General features: G+C 48.2%; 17 protein-coding genes. 7 read left to right on the top strand and 10 right to left on the bottom strand.

Going from position 1 to position 15,734, the window contains the following annotated elements; all coding sequences use genetic code 11:
• Nucleotides 1-3: 3 nt before the first annotated feature.
• The 7 genes from EYR25_RS08790 to sirA all read right to left on the bottom strand — a co-directional run bounded on the left by EYR25_RS08790 (nt 4) and on the right by sirA (nt 6,606).
• On the bottom strand, nt 4-495 hold the full coding sequence (locus tag EYR25_RS08790) for a nitrous oxide reductase accessory protein NosL (RefSeq protein WP_133179417.1): 492 nt from the start codon (nt 493-495) through the stop codon (nt 4-6).
• Between the two features lie 122 nt (nt 496-617).
• Nucleotides 618-1,565, bottom strand: coding sequence for an NrfD/PsrC family molybdoenzyme membrane anchor subunit (nrfD, locus tag EYR25_RS08785; RefSeq protein ID WP_011715701.1), 948 nt, complete (start codon nt 1,563-1,565; stop codon nt 618-620).
• A 2-nt stretch (nt 1,566-1,567) separates the two neighbouring features.
• Nucleotides 1,568-2,275 carry a 4Fe-4S dicluster domain-containing protein gene (locus EYR25_RS08780; protein WP_133179415.1) on the bottom strand — a complete coding sequence of 236 codons (708 nt, stop codon included), beginning with the start codon at nt 2,273-2,275 and terminating at the stop codon, nt 1,568-1,570.
• 86 nt (nt 2,276-2,361) lie between these two features.
• Entirely contained in the window at nt 2,362-3,036 is a 675-nt protein-coding gene (locus EYR25_RS08775) for a nitrite reductase (protein WP_133179413.1), read from the bottom strand.
• Nucleotides 3,037-3,100: 64 nt separating this feature from the next.
• On the bottom strand, nt 3,101-3,880 hold the full coding sequence (locus tag EYR25_RS08770) for an FKBP-type peptidyl-prolyl cis-trans isomerase (RefSeq protein WP_133179411.1): 780 nt from the start codon (nt 3,878-3,880) through the stop codon (nt 3,101-3,103).
• A 94-nt stretch (nt 3,881-3,974) separates the two neighbouring features.
• On the bottom strand, nt 3,975-4,418 hold the full coding sequence (locus EYR25_RS08765) for a rhodanese-like domain-containing protein (protein WP_207953683.1): 444 nt from the start codon (nt 4,416-4,418) through the stop codon (nt 3,975-3,977).
• A 58-nt stretch (nt 4,419-4,476) separates the two neighbouring features.
• Nucleotides 4,477-6,606: a dissimilatory sulfite reductase SirA gene (sirA, locus tag EYR25_RS08760; RefSeq protein WP_039978842.1), complete on the bottom strand. Its 2,130-nt coding sequence runs from the start codon at nt 6,604-6,606 to the stop codon at nt 4,477-4,479.
• Nucleotides 6,607-7,111: 505 nt separating this feature from the next.
• Here sirA and EYR25_RS08755 point away from each other — a divergent pair.
• From EYR25_RS08755 to EYR25_RS08740, 5 genes are read left to right on the top strand one after another with little or no spacing between them, the layout of a single operon-like run.
• Entirely contained in the window at nt 7,112-9,151 is a 2,040-nt protein-coding gene (locus tag EYR25_RS08755) for a heme lyase CcmF/NrfE family subunit (RefSeq protein ID WP_133179409.1), read from the top strand.
• Nucleotides 9,148-9,567, top strand: coding sequence for a cytochrome c-type biogenesis protein (locus EYR25_RS08750; RefSeq protein ID WP_011715695.1), 420 nt, complete (start codon nt 9,148-9,150; stop codon nt 9,565-9,567). The genes EYR25_RS08755 and EYR25_RS08750 overlap by 4 nt, the downstream gene beginning before the upstream one ends.
• Before the next feature lie 49 nt (nt 9,568-9,616).
• Complete coding sequence (locus EYR25_RS08745; protein WP_133179406.1) at nt 9,617-10,201, top strand: TlpA family protein disulfide reductase; 585 nt, start codon at nt 9,617-9,619, stop codon at nt 10,199-10,201.
• Between the two features lie 58 nt (nt 10,202-10,259).
• Complete coding sequence (locus tag EYR25_RS21195; protein ID WP_165953484.1) at nt 10,260-10,433, top strand: hypothetical protein; 174 nt, start codon at nt 10,260-10,262, stop codon at nt 10,431-10,433.
• 29 nt (nt 10,434-10,462) lie between these two features.
• On the top strand, nt 10,463-11,041 hold the full coding sequence (locus EYR25_RS08740) for a nucleoside triphosphate pyrophosphohydrolase family protein (protein WP_023268889.1): 579 nt from the start codon (nt 10,463-10,465) through the stop codon (nt 11,039-11,041).
• A gap of 44 nt (nt 11,042-11,085) precedes the next feature.
• On the opposite strand, the gene EYR25_RS08735 is transcribed toward EYR25_RS08740, so the two are convergent.
• Both EYR25_RS08735 and EYR25_RS08730 read right to left on the bottom strand, forming a co-directional pair.
• The gene (locus EYR25_RS08735) at nt 11,086-11,313 is read right to left on the bottom strand and encodes a helix-turn-helix domain-containing protein (protein ID WP_133182796.1); all 228 of its coding nucleotides are present in this window, start codon (nt 11,311-11,313) and stop codon (nt 11,086-11,088) included.
• A gap of 2 nt (nt 11,314-11,315) precedes the next feature.
• A complete protein-coding gene (locus EYR25_RS08730; protein ID WP_133179404.1) occupies nt 11,316-11,834 on the bottom strand; it encodes a DUF2975 domain-containing protein in 519 nt (172 codons plus the stop codon).
• Nucleotides 11,835-11,991: 157 nt separating this feature from the next.
• Here EYR25_RS08730 and EYR25_RS08725 point away from each other — a divergent pair, with 157 nt between their 5' ends.
• Together EYR25_RS08725 and EYR25_RS08720 are read left to right on the top strand one after the other, a co-directional pair.
• A complete protein-coding gene (locus EYR25_RS08725) occupies nt 11,992-14,052 on the top strand; it encodes a S9 family peptidase (RefSeq protein WP_133179401.1) in 2,061 nt (686 codons plus the stop codon).
• Between the two features lie 150 nt (nt 14,053-14,202).
• Nucleotides 14,203-14,493 (top strand): helix-hairpin-helix domain-containing protein, encoded by a 291-nt coding sequence (locus tag EYR25_RS08720; RefSeq protein ID WP_133179399.1) that lies wholly within the window; start codon nt 14,203-14,205, stop codon nt 14,491-14,493.
• Here EYR25_RS08720 and EYR25_RS08715 read toward each other — a convergent pair.
• Nucleotides 14,490-15,602, bottom strand: a complete 1,113-nt coding sequence (locus EYR25_RS08715; RefSeq protein ID WP_133179397.1) for an AI-2E family transporter — start codon at nt 15,600-15,602, stop codon at nt 14,490-14,492. The two genes, EYR25_RS08720 and EYR25_RS08715, sit on opposite strands and share 4 nt — an antisense overlap.
• Nucleotides 15,603-15,734 lie beyond the last annotated feature (132 nt).

Raw genomic sequence — 15,734 nt, 5'->3', positions numbered from 1 at the left:
CGCCTACTTATCGCCAGCCAGTAATTCGAGGGTGATATCTTCAAAGCGGAGCACGCGGCCACCGTATTCCTGAGCAAAGGCCTCGGCGGCGGCTTTCGTGCTAAAAGGTGCAACTGCTGGCCCCATCACGGCTTTTTTACTGGTGCCGTAGACATAAAACGCGCTGGCGGCATCGATAAAGGCGCCATCGTCTGGTTGATCCCAGTCGGTCGATGCGGCGTCATGCACCATCATGTAATCAATTTGTCTTTTGTTTTCAGGCTGTAGGGCAAAGTTAAACATATCGCGACTGGAGCAAAACTTAGGCACCATCTTCTCGGCCTTCAAATGCACTTGTCCCTTAGGCCCTGGGTATTTAGTGATCACCATGCCGCAAAGGTGGCAACGGTCATGCTCATGGATCATCTCGGCTTTATGTTGATGATCCGTGGCTTCACTCTTGTTGCAACCCAATAACAAAGGAGCGAGTAGTAGCAAACTTAGGTACTTTTTCATCCTGTTATTCCTTCTAAAAAATATCAACACCTCGCCAAGGCACCTTGCAGGGACAGACCTCTTGTGACGAGGGTTGATACAAAAATGGTTCATCGCTTCAGGCCTTGGGCCTTAGCTTTGGGTTAAATTGCGTAGTTTTGACCCGCCAACAGAATGAAGAGTCGCAAGCACATCATGCCTACTACCGCGCACATACCCGACATATAAAACGCTTTGGCCGAATGGCTAAAATGCTTACCCGTGGCGAAGTTAAGGAGCAGCGGCGCACCAAAACCGATACCGACCACACCAATCCAGAATACGCTTGCCCAGATCCCTTCCTGGAAGGCGGCAAAGGCAAACTGGCCTCCGGCATTGCCGGTTAATAGCGCGGTGGCGATCATGAAAATAAACAGGGCTTCGGCGAACATAATCGGCCACTCGGCGCCGTGCAGAATCTTCATCTCACCGCTGTGCAAAGGTTCTTTAAACAACCATACCGCCAGCATTTTGGCCGAAGCGCCGCCCGCTGAAAGCCCTGAGGCAATAAACAGCGCAGGCAATACCGAGGTGTTGATCAGCGGGAAGCGGATCAGGGCGGAGATTAAGAAGCCGGTGTAAGCGCAAACGGATAACGCCAGTAATAACACCAGTGCTTCCATCGGGCGTCTAAAGCCCTTCAACTTAGTGATGATGGGGCCGAGGAACTGCAATTGGGGGATGGCCATCAGCTCTTTTTCGAGGGCGAGTAGCGCGACCACAGCCACTAACGGGATATACACCGACAGGGCAATCACACCAATCGACATCACAGAATTTAAGTTGTAGAACACCAAAATTCGCCAGAAGAATAAGGGGTTAGTCAGGTCGAGCACCAGACACAACATCCCTAAGCTAATGGTGACAAAGGACAGCAGGGTCGCCGCCTTTAAGAAGGCGGTATTTTCAACCTGACCTAAGTAGAACCGCAGTGCCAGCGCAATGGTTAACGCACCGCCGGAGATGCCCGCGAAGAACAAGTACACCGCAATTGGCCAAGGCCAAGCGACGCCTTGGGAGAGGCCTAGGGTAAATTCCATACTGGTATCCATATTTACACTCCCAGTTTGACGATTGGTATGTAACGTAAGCTCGGCTCAGTGCCAAACTGTGGCTTAATGCGCACTGAGTCTTTTACCGCTAAGAGTTTGCTTACGTAGGATTGAGGATCGTTGGCATCACCGAAGATCAGCGCATCGTATTTACAGCTCTGCACACAGGCGGGTAATTCGCCCTTAGCTAACTTGCTGTTCAAACAGAAATCGCAGTTATCGGCCACATCCGTATCGCTGTTGATGTAGCGGGCGTTGTAAGGACAAGCCCCAATACAGTATTTACAGCCGGCGCATTTGCTCGCATCCATAGTCACAATGCCCGTTTTCGCGTCCCGGTGCGCCGCGCCAGTCGGACAAACTGTGACACAGGGGGCGTTCTTGCATTGCTGGCAGGAAACCCGCACAAACTTACGTTCACAGTCACAGCTCATCTTGCCGCAATGTGGACAAGGCTGACCCTCGACACGGCCACTCTGCTGCTCGAGCAATACCCGTGACTTGCCTTCAGGTAAATGGTTGGCTTTATTACAGGCGGTTTTACAGTCGCCACAGCCGACACACTTGTTTTGGTCAAAGACCATGACGTAATGGGGCTTATGGGCGCCGTCGGACTCTTCTTTGACCGAACACCCGGCTAAAGGCGTTAACATCAAAGAGCACATGCCAGCGCTTTTAAGGAACCTCCGTCTCTCTATATTTTCACTCACAACATCCTCCATCTATCGGTTTTATACCGACGTTTTTATTTATATCGTTATCGTTCCAACATGCCTGAAAATGGCTAGCGACTTGATTAATATCCACTTTCATTCAATTTGCTTTCAGCCTTGCCGATGGCGTTTAACAGGGCCTCACGATTAATCTCTGCCCTTGGCTGCGCCAGTAATGCTTGCCAATGGTCTATCGCCTCTTGGTAGCGCCCATGGAGATAGGCGTCGTTGGCCTGTAGCATCCGCGTCTGCGGCTCAAAGGGCGCAAGCGCAAGCGTCTGTGCAATCAGTGCTTGGGTCTCTGCGGTCATTTGCCGACCATCGCGGTAATAGAGGGCATTGGCCTTAGCGCCGAGCACCTCTGCATCCTCCCCCACCAACACAAGCAGTTTGTCTAGGGTTTGCACCGCATCGGCATATAAGCCACCGGCGCTGTAAGCCTCGGCAAGCGCCTGTAATGCCAACGGGTTTTGCGGTTGTTCATCCACGAGGCGCAGAGCTTTGGTGATGTCGGCAGCCACTAAATAGTCAATGTTTTCATTGAGTTTGCCTGTATCCCAATCCTGATAACGCCCCGTTTGGCTATAGATAGCGAGCGTGAGCAATAGCAGCAAACCACTGCTCAATGCGGGCACAAGGTAGGAGACTTGAGGGAGCCTCTCCACCGATTGCAGCAGGTTTAAACGCGCGTGTTGCCAGAAAATCCAAGCCACAAATCCGCTTAACAGCAGTGCTATGCTGAATCCTAAACTTGCCATGCTTTACCTCAACGCTCGCCTATCCAAGTTCATCACTCACTGAACCTAAGCCAATGTTTAGCCCTTAGTGGGCTGGCATCATGCCCATCATGCGGGCTTCTTTTTTCTCACTGGGCTTTTCGATATTTTTCAACTCAATTTCAAAGATCAAAGTTGATTGCGGTGGAATTTCACCTACAAATTCATTGCCATAGGCTAAGTTTGCTGGAATAACAAAACGGTATTTCGAGCCCATAGGCATGAGTTTTAAGCCCTCTTCCCAACCCGGGATCACGCTCATCAGGGCAAAACGGGTGGGTTCTTTACGGCCAATGGTGTTTTCAAACTCAGTACCATCGATAAGCTTGCCGACATACTCGACAGTGACCACATCTTCAGGGTTGGGTTTATTGCCGGTGCCTTGGGTTAACACTTCATATTGCAGGCCTGACTCGGTAACGGTTACGCCTGATTTCTTCTTATTTTCAGCAAGATAGGCTTCACCTGCCTTAGTGTTTTCTGCGGCGAGCTTCTCGGCGTTAGCCTTTCTCACTTGATTTAGCTCTTCGGCGCGTTGATTTAGATAGGTCAGCACTTCTTCATCGGTTAATTGCTGCTGTTTTTTCAAGGCATCGACAAAGCCCTGCACCACTAAGTCCACATTCACCTCTGCGCCCAGTTCCACTTGGTTATAAACCTGGCCAGAAATGTAATTACCCACTGAGGCGCCAATGCTGTAAGAGGCTTTATCTGCATCGGTTTTAAGGCTTGGGGCAGCAAAGCTCGTCATAGAGACAAACAAAGCTGCGCAGGTCGCCACTGTGAGGGTTTTTGGGATAAAAGAAGTTGGCATAGATATTTTCATTTTATGTTCTCTACAATTTAGCCCTTGGGCTTTAGTGCTTTAGCCGAAAACGTATGGGATAACCCATAACCGATTAATAATATTTATTTGATTACTATGGTTTTTCTGTTGCTCTACCCGACATGCGCCAACCGAAGATGCCATCGGCCATATGTCGCACACCTGTGTAACCTAGCTTCATGGTTTCCCGTGCGGCCATGTTGCTGGCGGTGCAAAGACGGTTAGCGCAATAGAACACCATCACAGCGTCTTTATTCTTTGGCAGAAGCTCTCGCCAATTTTGCACATTGAAAAAAACCGCTCCGGGGATAAAACCTTCCGCCCAGATTTCCAGCGTGTTTACATCGAAAAAATAAACCCCTGGCTGACCGACTAAGGTTTCGGCTTCCCGCATGGAAATCGGATTCAACTGAATTTCGTTATAGGGCGCCTCGGAGATATCAGAGCCACCACCAGCCGCGACGGGTAAACTCATGCCACCTAGGCTCAGTACCAGTAAGCCGCCTAACAGGCTGTGTCGAATCGCTTTATTCATCATTTGGCCTCGTATAGCCCCCGACACTCGCGTGCCGGGGACAAGTTAGACTCGAGTCGAACTACATTTTCTGTGCGCTCAAACCGTTAGCATCAATAATGGCTTGGGCTTGAGTGACATAGGTCAAGGCAGCGTCGAGACGTTTCAGTGAGTAACGTGGACCATGGACACCCCATGAACCGTCAGCCTTGATCAGGCGGACAACATCTTGGGCTTTGTCGGTCAACATCAACACTTGAGTCTTGTCTTCTACCGACAGCTTGGTGACTTCTAACAGCTTGTCGATACGGGCAAGGGCTTGTTCTACTTGAGCAAAAGTATCCTTAACGGGTTTTTGCCACTTTTGAACTTCGCCGTAGATTTCCATCTGATCTTCGAAGTGCAGACCAACTTCTAGCTCGGATTGGAACTGGCTATGACAACCTTTGTTTTCAGTTACGTCGTGGTCAGAGGCCGACGTACGGGCACAGGTCCACATCAGGTCGAGGTAGTTGTAGCCGTTCTCGTCTTTCGCCACAGTCCAGCCCTTAGTGGTCGCATCGCGAGACTTGCCTTCTGGTGGGTTAAGGGTCTTACGCAGTGGGTCGACATCAATCTTCCACATGTGTGACTTACGCACGTTGTCGAAGCCCGCCATATCTGGGAATTGGATGGCAGTGAAGTTTTCACAGCTTCCCATGTTTGGCATATGACAGCTTTGGCAAGTTTGGTTGCTGTGGGTGTTGGTGTTCTTGGCGATCTCGGCTTGAGCCGTGTGACAGTCAGTACACTGTTTGATGATTTTTGGCTTAGTAGTACCAGATTTCCAATCACCATCAGTCACTTCGTGTGGATCGTGACAGGTTGAACAACGCATACCTTTGTCATAGTGTGCAGAGGCAAACATTTGCGAACCTTCAGTACCACAGGATGGGCAAGAAGATTTCATCTTCACGTTGAAGGCATATTCCAGCTTTTCTTGACCCTGTGGCGTTTCAGCCAACTCTTCAACAAAGTTGAAGCGTTGGTGACAACGTTCACAGTTAGATGGCATGCCACCACCGATACCGCCGTCTAAGTGACCACCGGCGCCATGGCACTCTTCACAGGTAATCCCTTTGGCAATAGTGTGCTTTTGCAGCTCTTTCGGGTTTCCTAAGGCCGCGAAGAATTCATCCTTCGTTTGGAAGTCAAACTTAAAGGTGTGGCACATTTCGCAGTAGGAGCTAGCAGGTTGGAACAGGAATTCCTTCTCATACTTAGCACCGTATGAACTCATGCCCCATTGGTGTGAACCGCTGGTTCCAAAGTCTTCCATTTTGACAGGGAAGCTTGGGATGGCTTTATTGATTTTTGCCGCCATTTCAGGGGTTAACCACTCAGCCCAACCGCGGGAGAATTGGTTACCACCGGCGACCATAGTCCCAGTGCCGTCCTTCAACAGACCATCTTTAACGTGGTAAGTACCGCGCACTAAGTAAGCGTCGATAAAGCCATACTTGGTACGTGGTGTACCGACAGTGGCGTAGATAGCATCTGGCGTAATACCCGATGGCAAAATCGAGGTATCCTTAGTGCTATACATGGTTTTCTTCAGGTCGTTATCGACCTCAGGATGCTCGCCAGGGAAACGAATCGTCTTAGAGTGGCGTGAACGTCTCCACTTCTCGTATTGAGGGCCATGACACTCACCGCATTTTTCTGGGCCAACAAACTTGTTAGGGAAATCTAAAATCGATTTCGCCCCTAAACGATATTGCAACGCCTTTGGACGTTGACCATCGTTGTAGGAACTGTAACGCACCGCGGTGCCATCTGTAGGGTTCACTTCTTTACTGTGTTTGCTGTAAGCAACACTGTCACCACCGTGTAAATATTCTTCACCACGGTCACTGACTTTATAAGTGCCCTTTAATCGACCTTCTGCGTTATATTTAAAAACTGGGTGATTTTCAAATAGAAAATCAAACAATTCTTGCTCTTGAACAATATAATCCTGCAATGTTTTCACACCGCGGGATTTTTCCATTAGATTTTCATTTAAATTGGGGTTAGCCAAAATATCTTGAGTATAGTGGGATTGCTGTTTATTACCCACGCCAGGCACCACTTTACCCTCCGACTTAGCATCGGAGGCGACTGTGGTAACGCTTACGGCAGAACCTAAACAAAATAGCACGCTTAATGCTACTTTGGATTTCCATCGCTTCATCATTCACTCCTAATTTATCATTAGTTTTATATTTTCCACTGAACCTAACTGTTCACTGAACGACATAAACAATTGACCAGTGACTGCATGATGAATGAGAGAAAAAGCAAAAAATCTGCGCTAGAGCACATTAATTTTCGCTTCAGAAATCAATAGAGCTAAAAACATTAAATATAAATAAAATCAACAATATAACTATTCTATTTTAGTGATTTTTTAGATTTTAAATCCGTTTTTTTAGTTCTAAAAAAACCTAAAAATCGGTTTGATTTTTCAAAAACCACCAAAGACATGAATGACCATTTTAATACCGAGGCAGATCACATTCCTTTTGAAAATACTCAGTTACCCTGCGAGCAAATCGTTGATTGGTTAAAGACTCAATGTCCAACTTACCAAGGCAACAATAAATAAGTGAGTAGCGATTAACCGCTAAAAAATTTTAAACCATCATTAATTTCAGTGTTTATGAGATGCGACAAATAATGCTATACAGGAAATATTAATGATAAATATGATTCCAGAAATCGGGCACATATTGCTGATCATGAGTACTGTATTGGCACTCTTTTCAGCTTTATTTCACTTAGTAGGAATAAGTAAGCACCATCTTTATTTGATTAATTGGGGAAGCAGTTTTTTTAATGCGCTTTTTTTTACCCTACTAAGTGCACTGCTTAGCTTAATTTATTGTTTTGTGGTCGATGACTTTTCGGTTGCCTATGTGGCGAACCATTCCAATAGCCAGCTTGCCCTCGGCTATAAAATTGCCGCTGTGTGGGGCAGCCATGAAGGCTCGATGCTGTTTTGGGTGTTAGCCATCGCGTTATGGGGGGCCATTATCAATTGGCGCCAAGCGGGCAAATTCGCTGGCTTAGGTAATGCCGATATGCGGACAGATAAAGCCTATTTTGCGCGACTGCTGGCGATTCTCGCTCTCGTTATCCTTGGCTTTAATCTGTTTTTACTCTTTACCTCCAATCCTTTTGCCCGTTTGCTGCCCAACATCCCCATTGAGGGGCGCGACCTCAATCCGATATTGCAAGACATTGGCTTAATACTGCACCCGCCTATGCTGTTTTTAGGCTATGTCGGACTCACAGTTTGCTTTGCTGCGGCGCTTGCATCACTCATTGGAGGGAAGTTAGCTGCTCGCCACCTCGAATACTTGCGGCCTTGGGTATTATTGGCGTGGATATTCCTCACCGGCGGCAATGCCTTTGGCTCCTGGTGGGCCTATAACGAGCTGGGCTGGGGCGGTTGGTGGTTTTGGGATCCCGTTGAAAATGCTTCTTTTATTCCTTGGTTGGTTGCCACCGCGCTAGTGCACTCCCTAGTGCTGACAAGAAAGACCCAAGGCTTTGCTCTGACCACGCTATTTTTGTGCATCTTGGCATTTTCGCTGAGCTTATTAGGCAGCTTTTTGGTGCGCTCCGGCATAGTGCAATCGGTACATGCCTTCGCGGCAGATCCCACCAGAGGCATGTCAATCCTCTGTTTATTGGTGCTTTTTGTCGGTGCTGCACTATTAATCTTTGCAATCAAAGCGCCAGCGTTGAAACGGGAAGTCAGCCATAACCTATTGAGCAAAGAGACACTGTTACTCCTTGGAGCCATTGTATTAGTGGTTGCAGCCTTTTCCGTTCTGCTGGGCACCTTTTATCCCCTGATCTACGAGCTGCTAGGCTTAGGCACGTTGTCGGTCGGCGCCCCCTATTTCAATACCATGTTTGTTCCATTGACCTTTATCGCAGTGATCTTAATGGGCATAGCGCCGTTAATCGCTTGGAAGGCGTCAACTCGCAAGCCACTCAAGGTATTAGCCTTGCCCTCTGTCGCCATTGTGATTATCGCAACGCTGATGACGGTTCGAACCCAAGCCGATGGTGCACTCTTCCTATTCTTTGGCTGCGCTAGTGCACTATTTTTGCTCTGCAGTCTTGGGATGAGTGTAAGGGTGAAATCTAAAGCATTGACCACACCTAAGCCCGCTATATCGACAAAATCAAAGCGCGCCAGATTGGCCATGCTAGTCGGTCATTTGGGTGTGGCGGTCACCATTATCGGCGCAACCTCAGTGTCGTTTTTTGAGCAGGAAGCCCTGCTGCGTATGGGACCAAGCCAAGGTAAACCGCTTGCCAATTATGTGCTGGTGTACGAAAGCACAGAACCAGTAGAAACCCCAAGCTTTACAGCGATTCAGGCCAATATCAGCATCCGCGATGCCAAGCAGGATGATCTTGTACTGGGTTACCTCCATCCGCAACGGCAAACCTTTAATAGTAATGGTATGGAAGTATCCCATGCGGGCATAGACCACGGTTTTTGGCGGGATCTCTATGTCTCAATGGGGCTACAACTGAGCGACACCGAATACCTGATCCGCATTAGTTATAAACCCTTAGCCACATGGATCTGGCTGGGCGCCTTATTGATGATGCTTGCGGGCGCTATTGCCGCATGGCCAATCAAACAACCTCATAGAGTCGCACAAACAAAGGCATTGAATGTAACCAACTCACCAAGGGAGACAATGTCGTTATGAACCCACTGTTTCGCTCGCCTTATTTGAGCCTATTGTTTTGGTTGCTATCACTGAGTCTCTGCTTTGGAGGCGCAACTTTTCTAGCAACGGCGCAGGAGGCTCCCAACCTTGGCGCCTCCTATCAACAGCAAGCCATAGAGATCAGCAAAGTGCTGCGCTGCCCTATGGCGACCAATCAAACCTTATTTGAGTCTCAGGCACCGATTGCCCATGAGCTTAAAGGGCAAATCTTTTCACTGTTGGAACAAGGCTATAAGCGGGACGAGATCCTCGATTTTATGGTGCAGCGCTACGGCGAGAAAATCCGTTATCAGCCCGAATTTAAGCCCGCCACACTGGCACTCTGGCTCGGCCCTATAGTACTACTGGTCGTTGGATTGGGCTTAGGGCTGGCACTAATAAAACGCAGACCATAGCGTTTAGAACATAGTCCCGATTACTCAGTTTGAATAGAAGGATAACCCCATGAAATCTTACACCACCAAGCTCACTCTCCTTTGCACCGCATGGCTGCTGAGCTGCACCGTTCAGGCCCATTCTCTTCAAAATAAGTTGTACGAGACAGGAGAAGCCATTCCTAAACCCAGAGTTATGACAGGCTTTATCGAGATGCAGCATGCCCGCGGCGTGCCTGAAGTCCCGTTTGTAGATGAAGCCGGGCAAACACACACCCTAAAGCAATACCAAGGTAAATTGACCTTAGTAAACCTTTGGGCAACTTGGTGCACACCCTGCTTACGGGAAATCCCAGAGCTGCAAAAACTTCAACAACATTTTGCCGATAAGAATATCGCCATAGTGCCCATCTCGATTGATGAAGAAGTAAAAGAGGTGCGACCTTTTCTTAATCAGCATGGCTTTAGCAACTACAGCACTTGGCTCGACCCTGGCAAAAACATCGAGCAGATTATCCCTGCTAACGTTGTCCCCGCTACTTATGCTTTTGATGCAAAAGGTAATCTTGTCGGCTTTGTCCGTGGCTATCTTGATTGGACAGACAAAGATGTCGCCCCCTATTTAGATAAACTTATCGCTAAATACGCCCAGTGATTTCGCTGGGCACTCATTAGCGCTGCACTAAAGGGCTAAGTTGGTTTTAGCTTAGCTAATGCATGAATCAAATCTCCGTTCGGTACCCACCCTACTCTTTGCCGAAGCCCGCTGCTCCCCGATTTGGCAGCGGGTATTTTTAGCTTATCGCCAGCGCGCTTTGTATTCTGCGCCACCTTTCTTTAGAATTGCCGCTGTTATCCATGAATCGATTTTGCAAATCGATTCGTAAAACCCATTGATAAAATCTAAGGCTTCCCGATGAAACTCACTTGTTTAACTCAACCTATTTATGACCACTTGTACCGTGATATCAGTGAGTTTCGCAGCACCTTCGACCTCGCCGTCAACGATGCTAGCTCCTTGGATGAAAAGGCAGATACGCTTCATACTTCGCTGATTATTGAGGAATTAACCGAACTTGCCGAAGCCGATAGCCGTATCGAGCAGGCCGATGCTATTGTCGATTCAGTGTATGTATTAATGGGGCGCCTAGTGCATTTAGGCGCGGCCAAAATGAGTGACCGCCTAGAAATCAGCTACCTTATCGACTTACTGCTGTGTGTGGCTAAAAACCGTGAAATCGACTTTATCGCCTGCTGGGATGAAGTGCATTCGAGCAACATGAGCAAAGTGTGCCGCAATGAGCAGGAACTGGCAGAGACTATCGCCTTCTATGCCGAGCAAGGCGTTGAAATCGTTGGCAGCAAAAAGGGCGAGTTTATTATCGCTAAATGCGCTAAGGATGTGGAAATGGCGGGTAAAGTCGTGCGCCAAGGCAAGGTATTAAAGTCGGTGTACTATCGCCCGGCGGATTTAACTCAGCTAGTAAAAGCGTAAAATAACAAGCCTAGGCTGCACAGCATACAGCCTAGGCCTCTTCCTTAGTCCGACGTGTCTTGCTCGACATCCTTGCGGTATTCCAAAATATCCCCCGGCTGACAGGCTAAGTATTCACAGATACTCGCTAAGGTATCAAAACGCACCCCTTTGACTTTGCCCCGCTTAAGCAAGGACAAGTTAGCCTCGGTAATGCCCACCGCTTTGGCCAGCTCCTTAGAACTCACCTTTCGCATCGCCATCATGACGTCTAAATTAACGATAATATTCAAGATCAAACAAACTCTTTGTTTTCCGCCTCATAATCGCGGGCGGCTTTAAGCAAATACACGATAAGCAACATCAATAAAATCGTGGTGATATTGCCAAAATCGAGCACTAATTCGATGCGACCATCCTCAAAAAATGACTGATGATAGTAGCCTACGCCTAAGTTTTGTAGCATTTCAAACACTAAGGCCGCGGCTTTCAGCCATACGAGCCACAAGTAACATTTCATGCTCTCATCACTGAAAAACAACCCCCGCTGATAGCAGGATAACAGCCGTTGCAGCCAATAAACACCAACTAAAAGTGAGATAAATAAAGGGGTTAGCATAGCGAGTAACAGGTTTCGGCTAGCGTTCGGCAAGTTCCACAGTTCGAGGAACTGGGAATTACTGGTATTGAAGCGGATCTCATCATAGGCCCAATAGCTATAAAGCAGATGGGCGATAATTGCCACCGCAGATAACAGCACCAGCCAGCGACAAAAACCGCTGATTTTTATTAATTTTTCAAAATTTTGATTCATCCACTCACCCAAACATCATCCCAAGCCGTTCATAGCGAACGAGCACCAGTATAATCCTTCGACAAAAAATATTACAAAGAAATATAATTTTATTGTTTTACGATAATTAATTTTCGTATTAGCATAATGTCAACTTTCATAAACTAAGGTTACGACAATGCAAAAATTTCCATTTACGAGTCAGTTATGCAGTGCTGCCATTGCCGCCGCACTGCTACTGACGGGTTGCAGCACTGCTGATACCCCAAATGTGCAACCTCAAGTTGCCGCAACGCAGCAAAAAGAGGCACCGCTTATTCCCATCGAAAACTTCTTTAACGAGCAAAGCATTCGCCATTTAAAAATGTCCGACGATGGCAAATGGCTCGCCTTTGTAAAGGAATACCAAGGGGCCAGTAATATCTATCTGATGGCGGATAAGAGCGACCTCGCCAGCGCCACGCCACTGACCACATCGGTAGAACCCATCCGCGCCTTTGAATGGTCCGCCAAGGGCAATGACTTATTCTTTATGAAGGACAAAGGCGGTAATGAGAACACCCAGATTTACAAGCTGAGCTTTGAAGAACACGCGGGCAAGATCACCGCTAAAGAGCAGCGCTTAACCCATAAGGACGACGTGCAATACAGCGTGCTCGAGCAGGTAAAAGACAATCCTGATTTGCTGGTTATTCAAGCCAACCACGACGATTCGAGCCGCATGGATATTTATCTGCTCAATATCAACGACGGCAAGTTAATCCCAATCCTGAAGAACGAGCTGAGCTTTACTCAGGTGAAGTTTAATAAGCAGGGTCAACCTGTGATTGCCAGTAGCAGTAATCTCGATAACACCAATGCCTTATATGTGCTTATCGACGGCAATTGGCGCAAGATCATTCAAAGTGCCAAGGGCGAGAGCATCGATATTCTTAAAGTGAACGATGATAAGAAGCTCGCCTATATCAGCGCCAATATCGGTGATCGCGATAAGCAGGAATTGCTGAAAGTCGATCTGATGACGGGTAAATATGAAACCATTCACAGGGATCCCGACAACGAGGCAGACGTATTTGCGGTACAGTTTAGCGATGCGGGCGAGCCCTTAGCGGTTGGTTACTATGGTGGACGTTTACGGGTTTATCCCTTAGATGCCGAGTTTGCTCGCCATTGGGATGTGATTAATCGTCATTTTAATCAAGATGTTGAAATCACAATTGGCGAGATGAACGAGAAAACCCATCTGTGGCAAATTCATGTCGCCAGCGACAGAGCCGCAGGCGCGGACTATCAATACAATGCCGCCACAGGGGATATCCATCTGTTAGTAGACATTCCGGCCAGTATTCCGGCGGATCAACTCTCGCCACGTCAATCTATCGTGTATACCGCGCGGGATGGGGTGAAAATCCAAGCCTATTTAACACTACCTAAAGGTAAACAGACTCAGCTACCGACCATTATCCTGCCCCATGGCGGCCCTTGGGCACGGGATTTTTGGACACTCGACTCGGGTTATTTCCACGCGATTGCCCAGTTCTATGCCAACCGTGGTTATGCCGTGTTGCAACCTAACTTCCGCGCCTCGACGGGTTTCGGTAAGAAGTTCTTAAACCTAGGTAACCGTAACTGGGGCATTGGCAGCATGCAGCACGATCTCACCGACGGTGCCAATTACTTAGTCGAACAAGGTATTGCCGATAAACAACGTTTAGGGATCTTCGGTGCCTCCTACGGTGGCTATGCGGCACTGTCTGGCGCGACCTTTACACCTGACTTGTACCATGCGGTGATCGCCTATGTGGGGCCATCGAGCCTAGTGACACTGATGAATTCCTTCCCCGACTACTGGCGCCCCTATTTAGGCCAATGGTTTGAGTCGGTTGGCGATCCGCAAATTGCCGAGCAGAAGCAAGATATGGAAAAACGCTCGCCAATTAACTATGTCGATAATATCAAGGCGCCATTGATGCTGATCCAAGGGGCGAACGATCCACGCGTCACCCAAATAGAATCGGATAATATCGCCAAGAAGATGTATCAAAAGTCTTTGCCCGTTAAGTACATACTGGCAAAAGATGAAGGACATGGCTTTAGTAAGCGAGCCAACAAGCTGGCCTCGATTGTCGCCACCGAACAGTTTTTTGCTGAGCACTTAGGCGGGCGTGTCGATACGAATGTGAACCCCGACATTCTAAAACACTTAGACAGCCTGAACGTCGATATCAGTAAGCTCTAAACTTTTGCCGCCTTTACCAAGGAAGGGAAAGGCGGCAAACTAGCCTAGATTTTATACATAAGTTCACCTTCAACTCTCAAGATAGAGAGTGCAGGATAACGAGCAGAAAACCGCAATAATTCATATATTTCATTTAGTTAGGGATAAATAATGAATCCAGCAAAAGTGGTGCGAGCCAAGGTCAAACAATTAACGGATTTACCTAATATTGGTAAAGCAAGCGCGGCGGATTTACGTCTGCTCGGCATAGAGACGCCAGTACAATTGCTAGGGCAAAATCCCTACCAAATGTATCGCACTCTGTGTGACAAAACCGGCCAAAGACACGACCCCTGCGTACTGGATGTGTTTCTGTCTATCACCCGCTTTATGGCGGGTGATGACCCTAAACCTTGGTGGTTTTATACCGAAGAGCGCAAACAGACATACGGCCAGCTTTAATCTACGCGCTTTGTCTCTTGGGATACTGCTCTCAAAGCCTCTGGCGAATCCGATTCAGTTCTGGGCTCATCCCTTAACCACTCGCGCCAGATAGCAATCAGCAACGCCATCAATACTGGGCCGACAAACAGGCCAACGAACCCCATGGTTTTCACCCCGCCAATCAACCCGAAGAAGGTCGGCAAGAAAGGCAATTTGATTGGCCCTCCCACCAGATTGGGCCTTAGGGTTTTATCGACAATAAACAGCTCGATACTGCCCCATAGGAATAAGCCGATCCCCGCCGTCATATCGCCAGTGCCGACTAAATAGAATGAGATCAAAGTGAACATGGTTGGCGCGCCGCCGGGAACTAAGGCCATAAACGCGGTCAACACCCCAAAGGCCACGGCCGAAGGTACGCCAGCAATCCAGTAAGCAATCCCCAACACTATGCCCTCGCCGATGGCGATAAGCGTCATGCCGATAACGGTTGAACTCACAGTCGCAGGCACCACGCGGGAGAATCGATGCCAGCGGGCAGGAAGAATGCGCTCGCCGACAATATCCAGCTGTTTGGCGACCGACTCGCCATCTTTATATAAGAAAAACAAGGTGATCAGCATAAACAGCAGGGTCAACAACAAACCTAAGGTATTCCAACCCAGTTGCAGTACCCAGCGGGAAATACCACTCAGATTCTGACCGCTAATCGCACTGACTATCTTACCTAGCTCATGGGGTTCACCGATAAACTGCTGCCATTGCAGGGTGAGCCACTCGCCAATCCAAGGTAAATCCTTAATCCACAGCGGCACGGGAGCGCCATGCTGGTTGGCATACACTAGCCACTCCACCCAGGCTCTAATTTCTTGTAAAGCATAGGAAAATACAAAAATCAGCGGCGTTATAAGCCCAACAATAATCAAGACTAACGCGATGGTGGCAGACAGCGCCGAGCGACCACCGCATTTAACCATTAATTTTTGGTACAGCGGCCAACTGGAGAAACAGACGATCAGAGCGGCCAAGGCGGGGACTAGAAAGTCGATAAAAAAGAAAACACCAGCACACAGCAATAAAATCAATAGGGTGCGACCCACCGCAGCATTACTGATAATCTGTGCCATCCACATACTCCCACAATAGAATCCAACAACAAGGCGGAAAACTTGGCAGAGTGCCAAGCAACAACCAGCCTTTGGGCCTTCCCCATTCTGTGAGCCAGTTTATTGCGCAGTGCTTTCCATGGGCAACGACAT

The sequence above is a fragment of the Shewanella decolorationis genome (genome assembly GCF_004354305.1).
In the GTDB taxonomy this organism is placed as follows: Bacteria; Pseudomonadota; Gammaproteobacteria; order Enterobacterales; family Shewanellaceae; genus Shewanella; species Shewanella decolorationis.
This window is presented reverse-complemented; position numbering and strand designations above follow the sequence as displayed.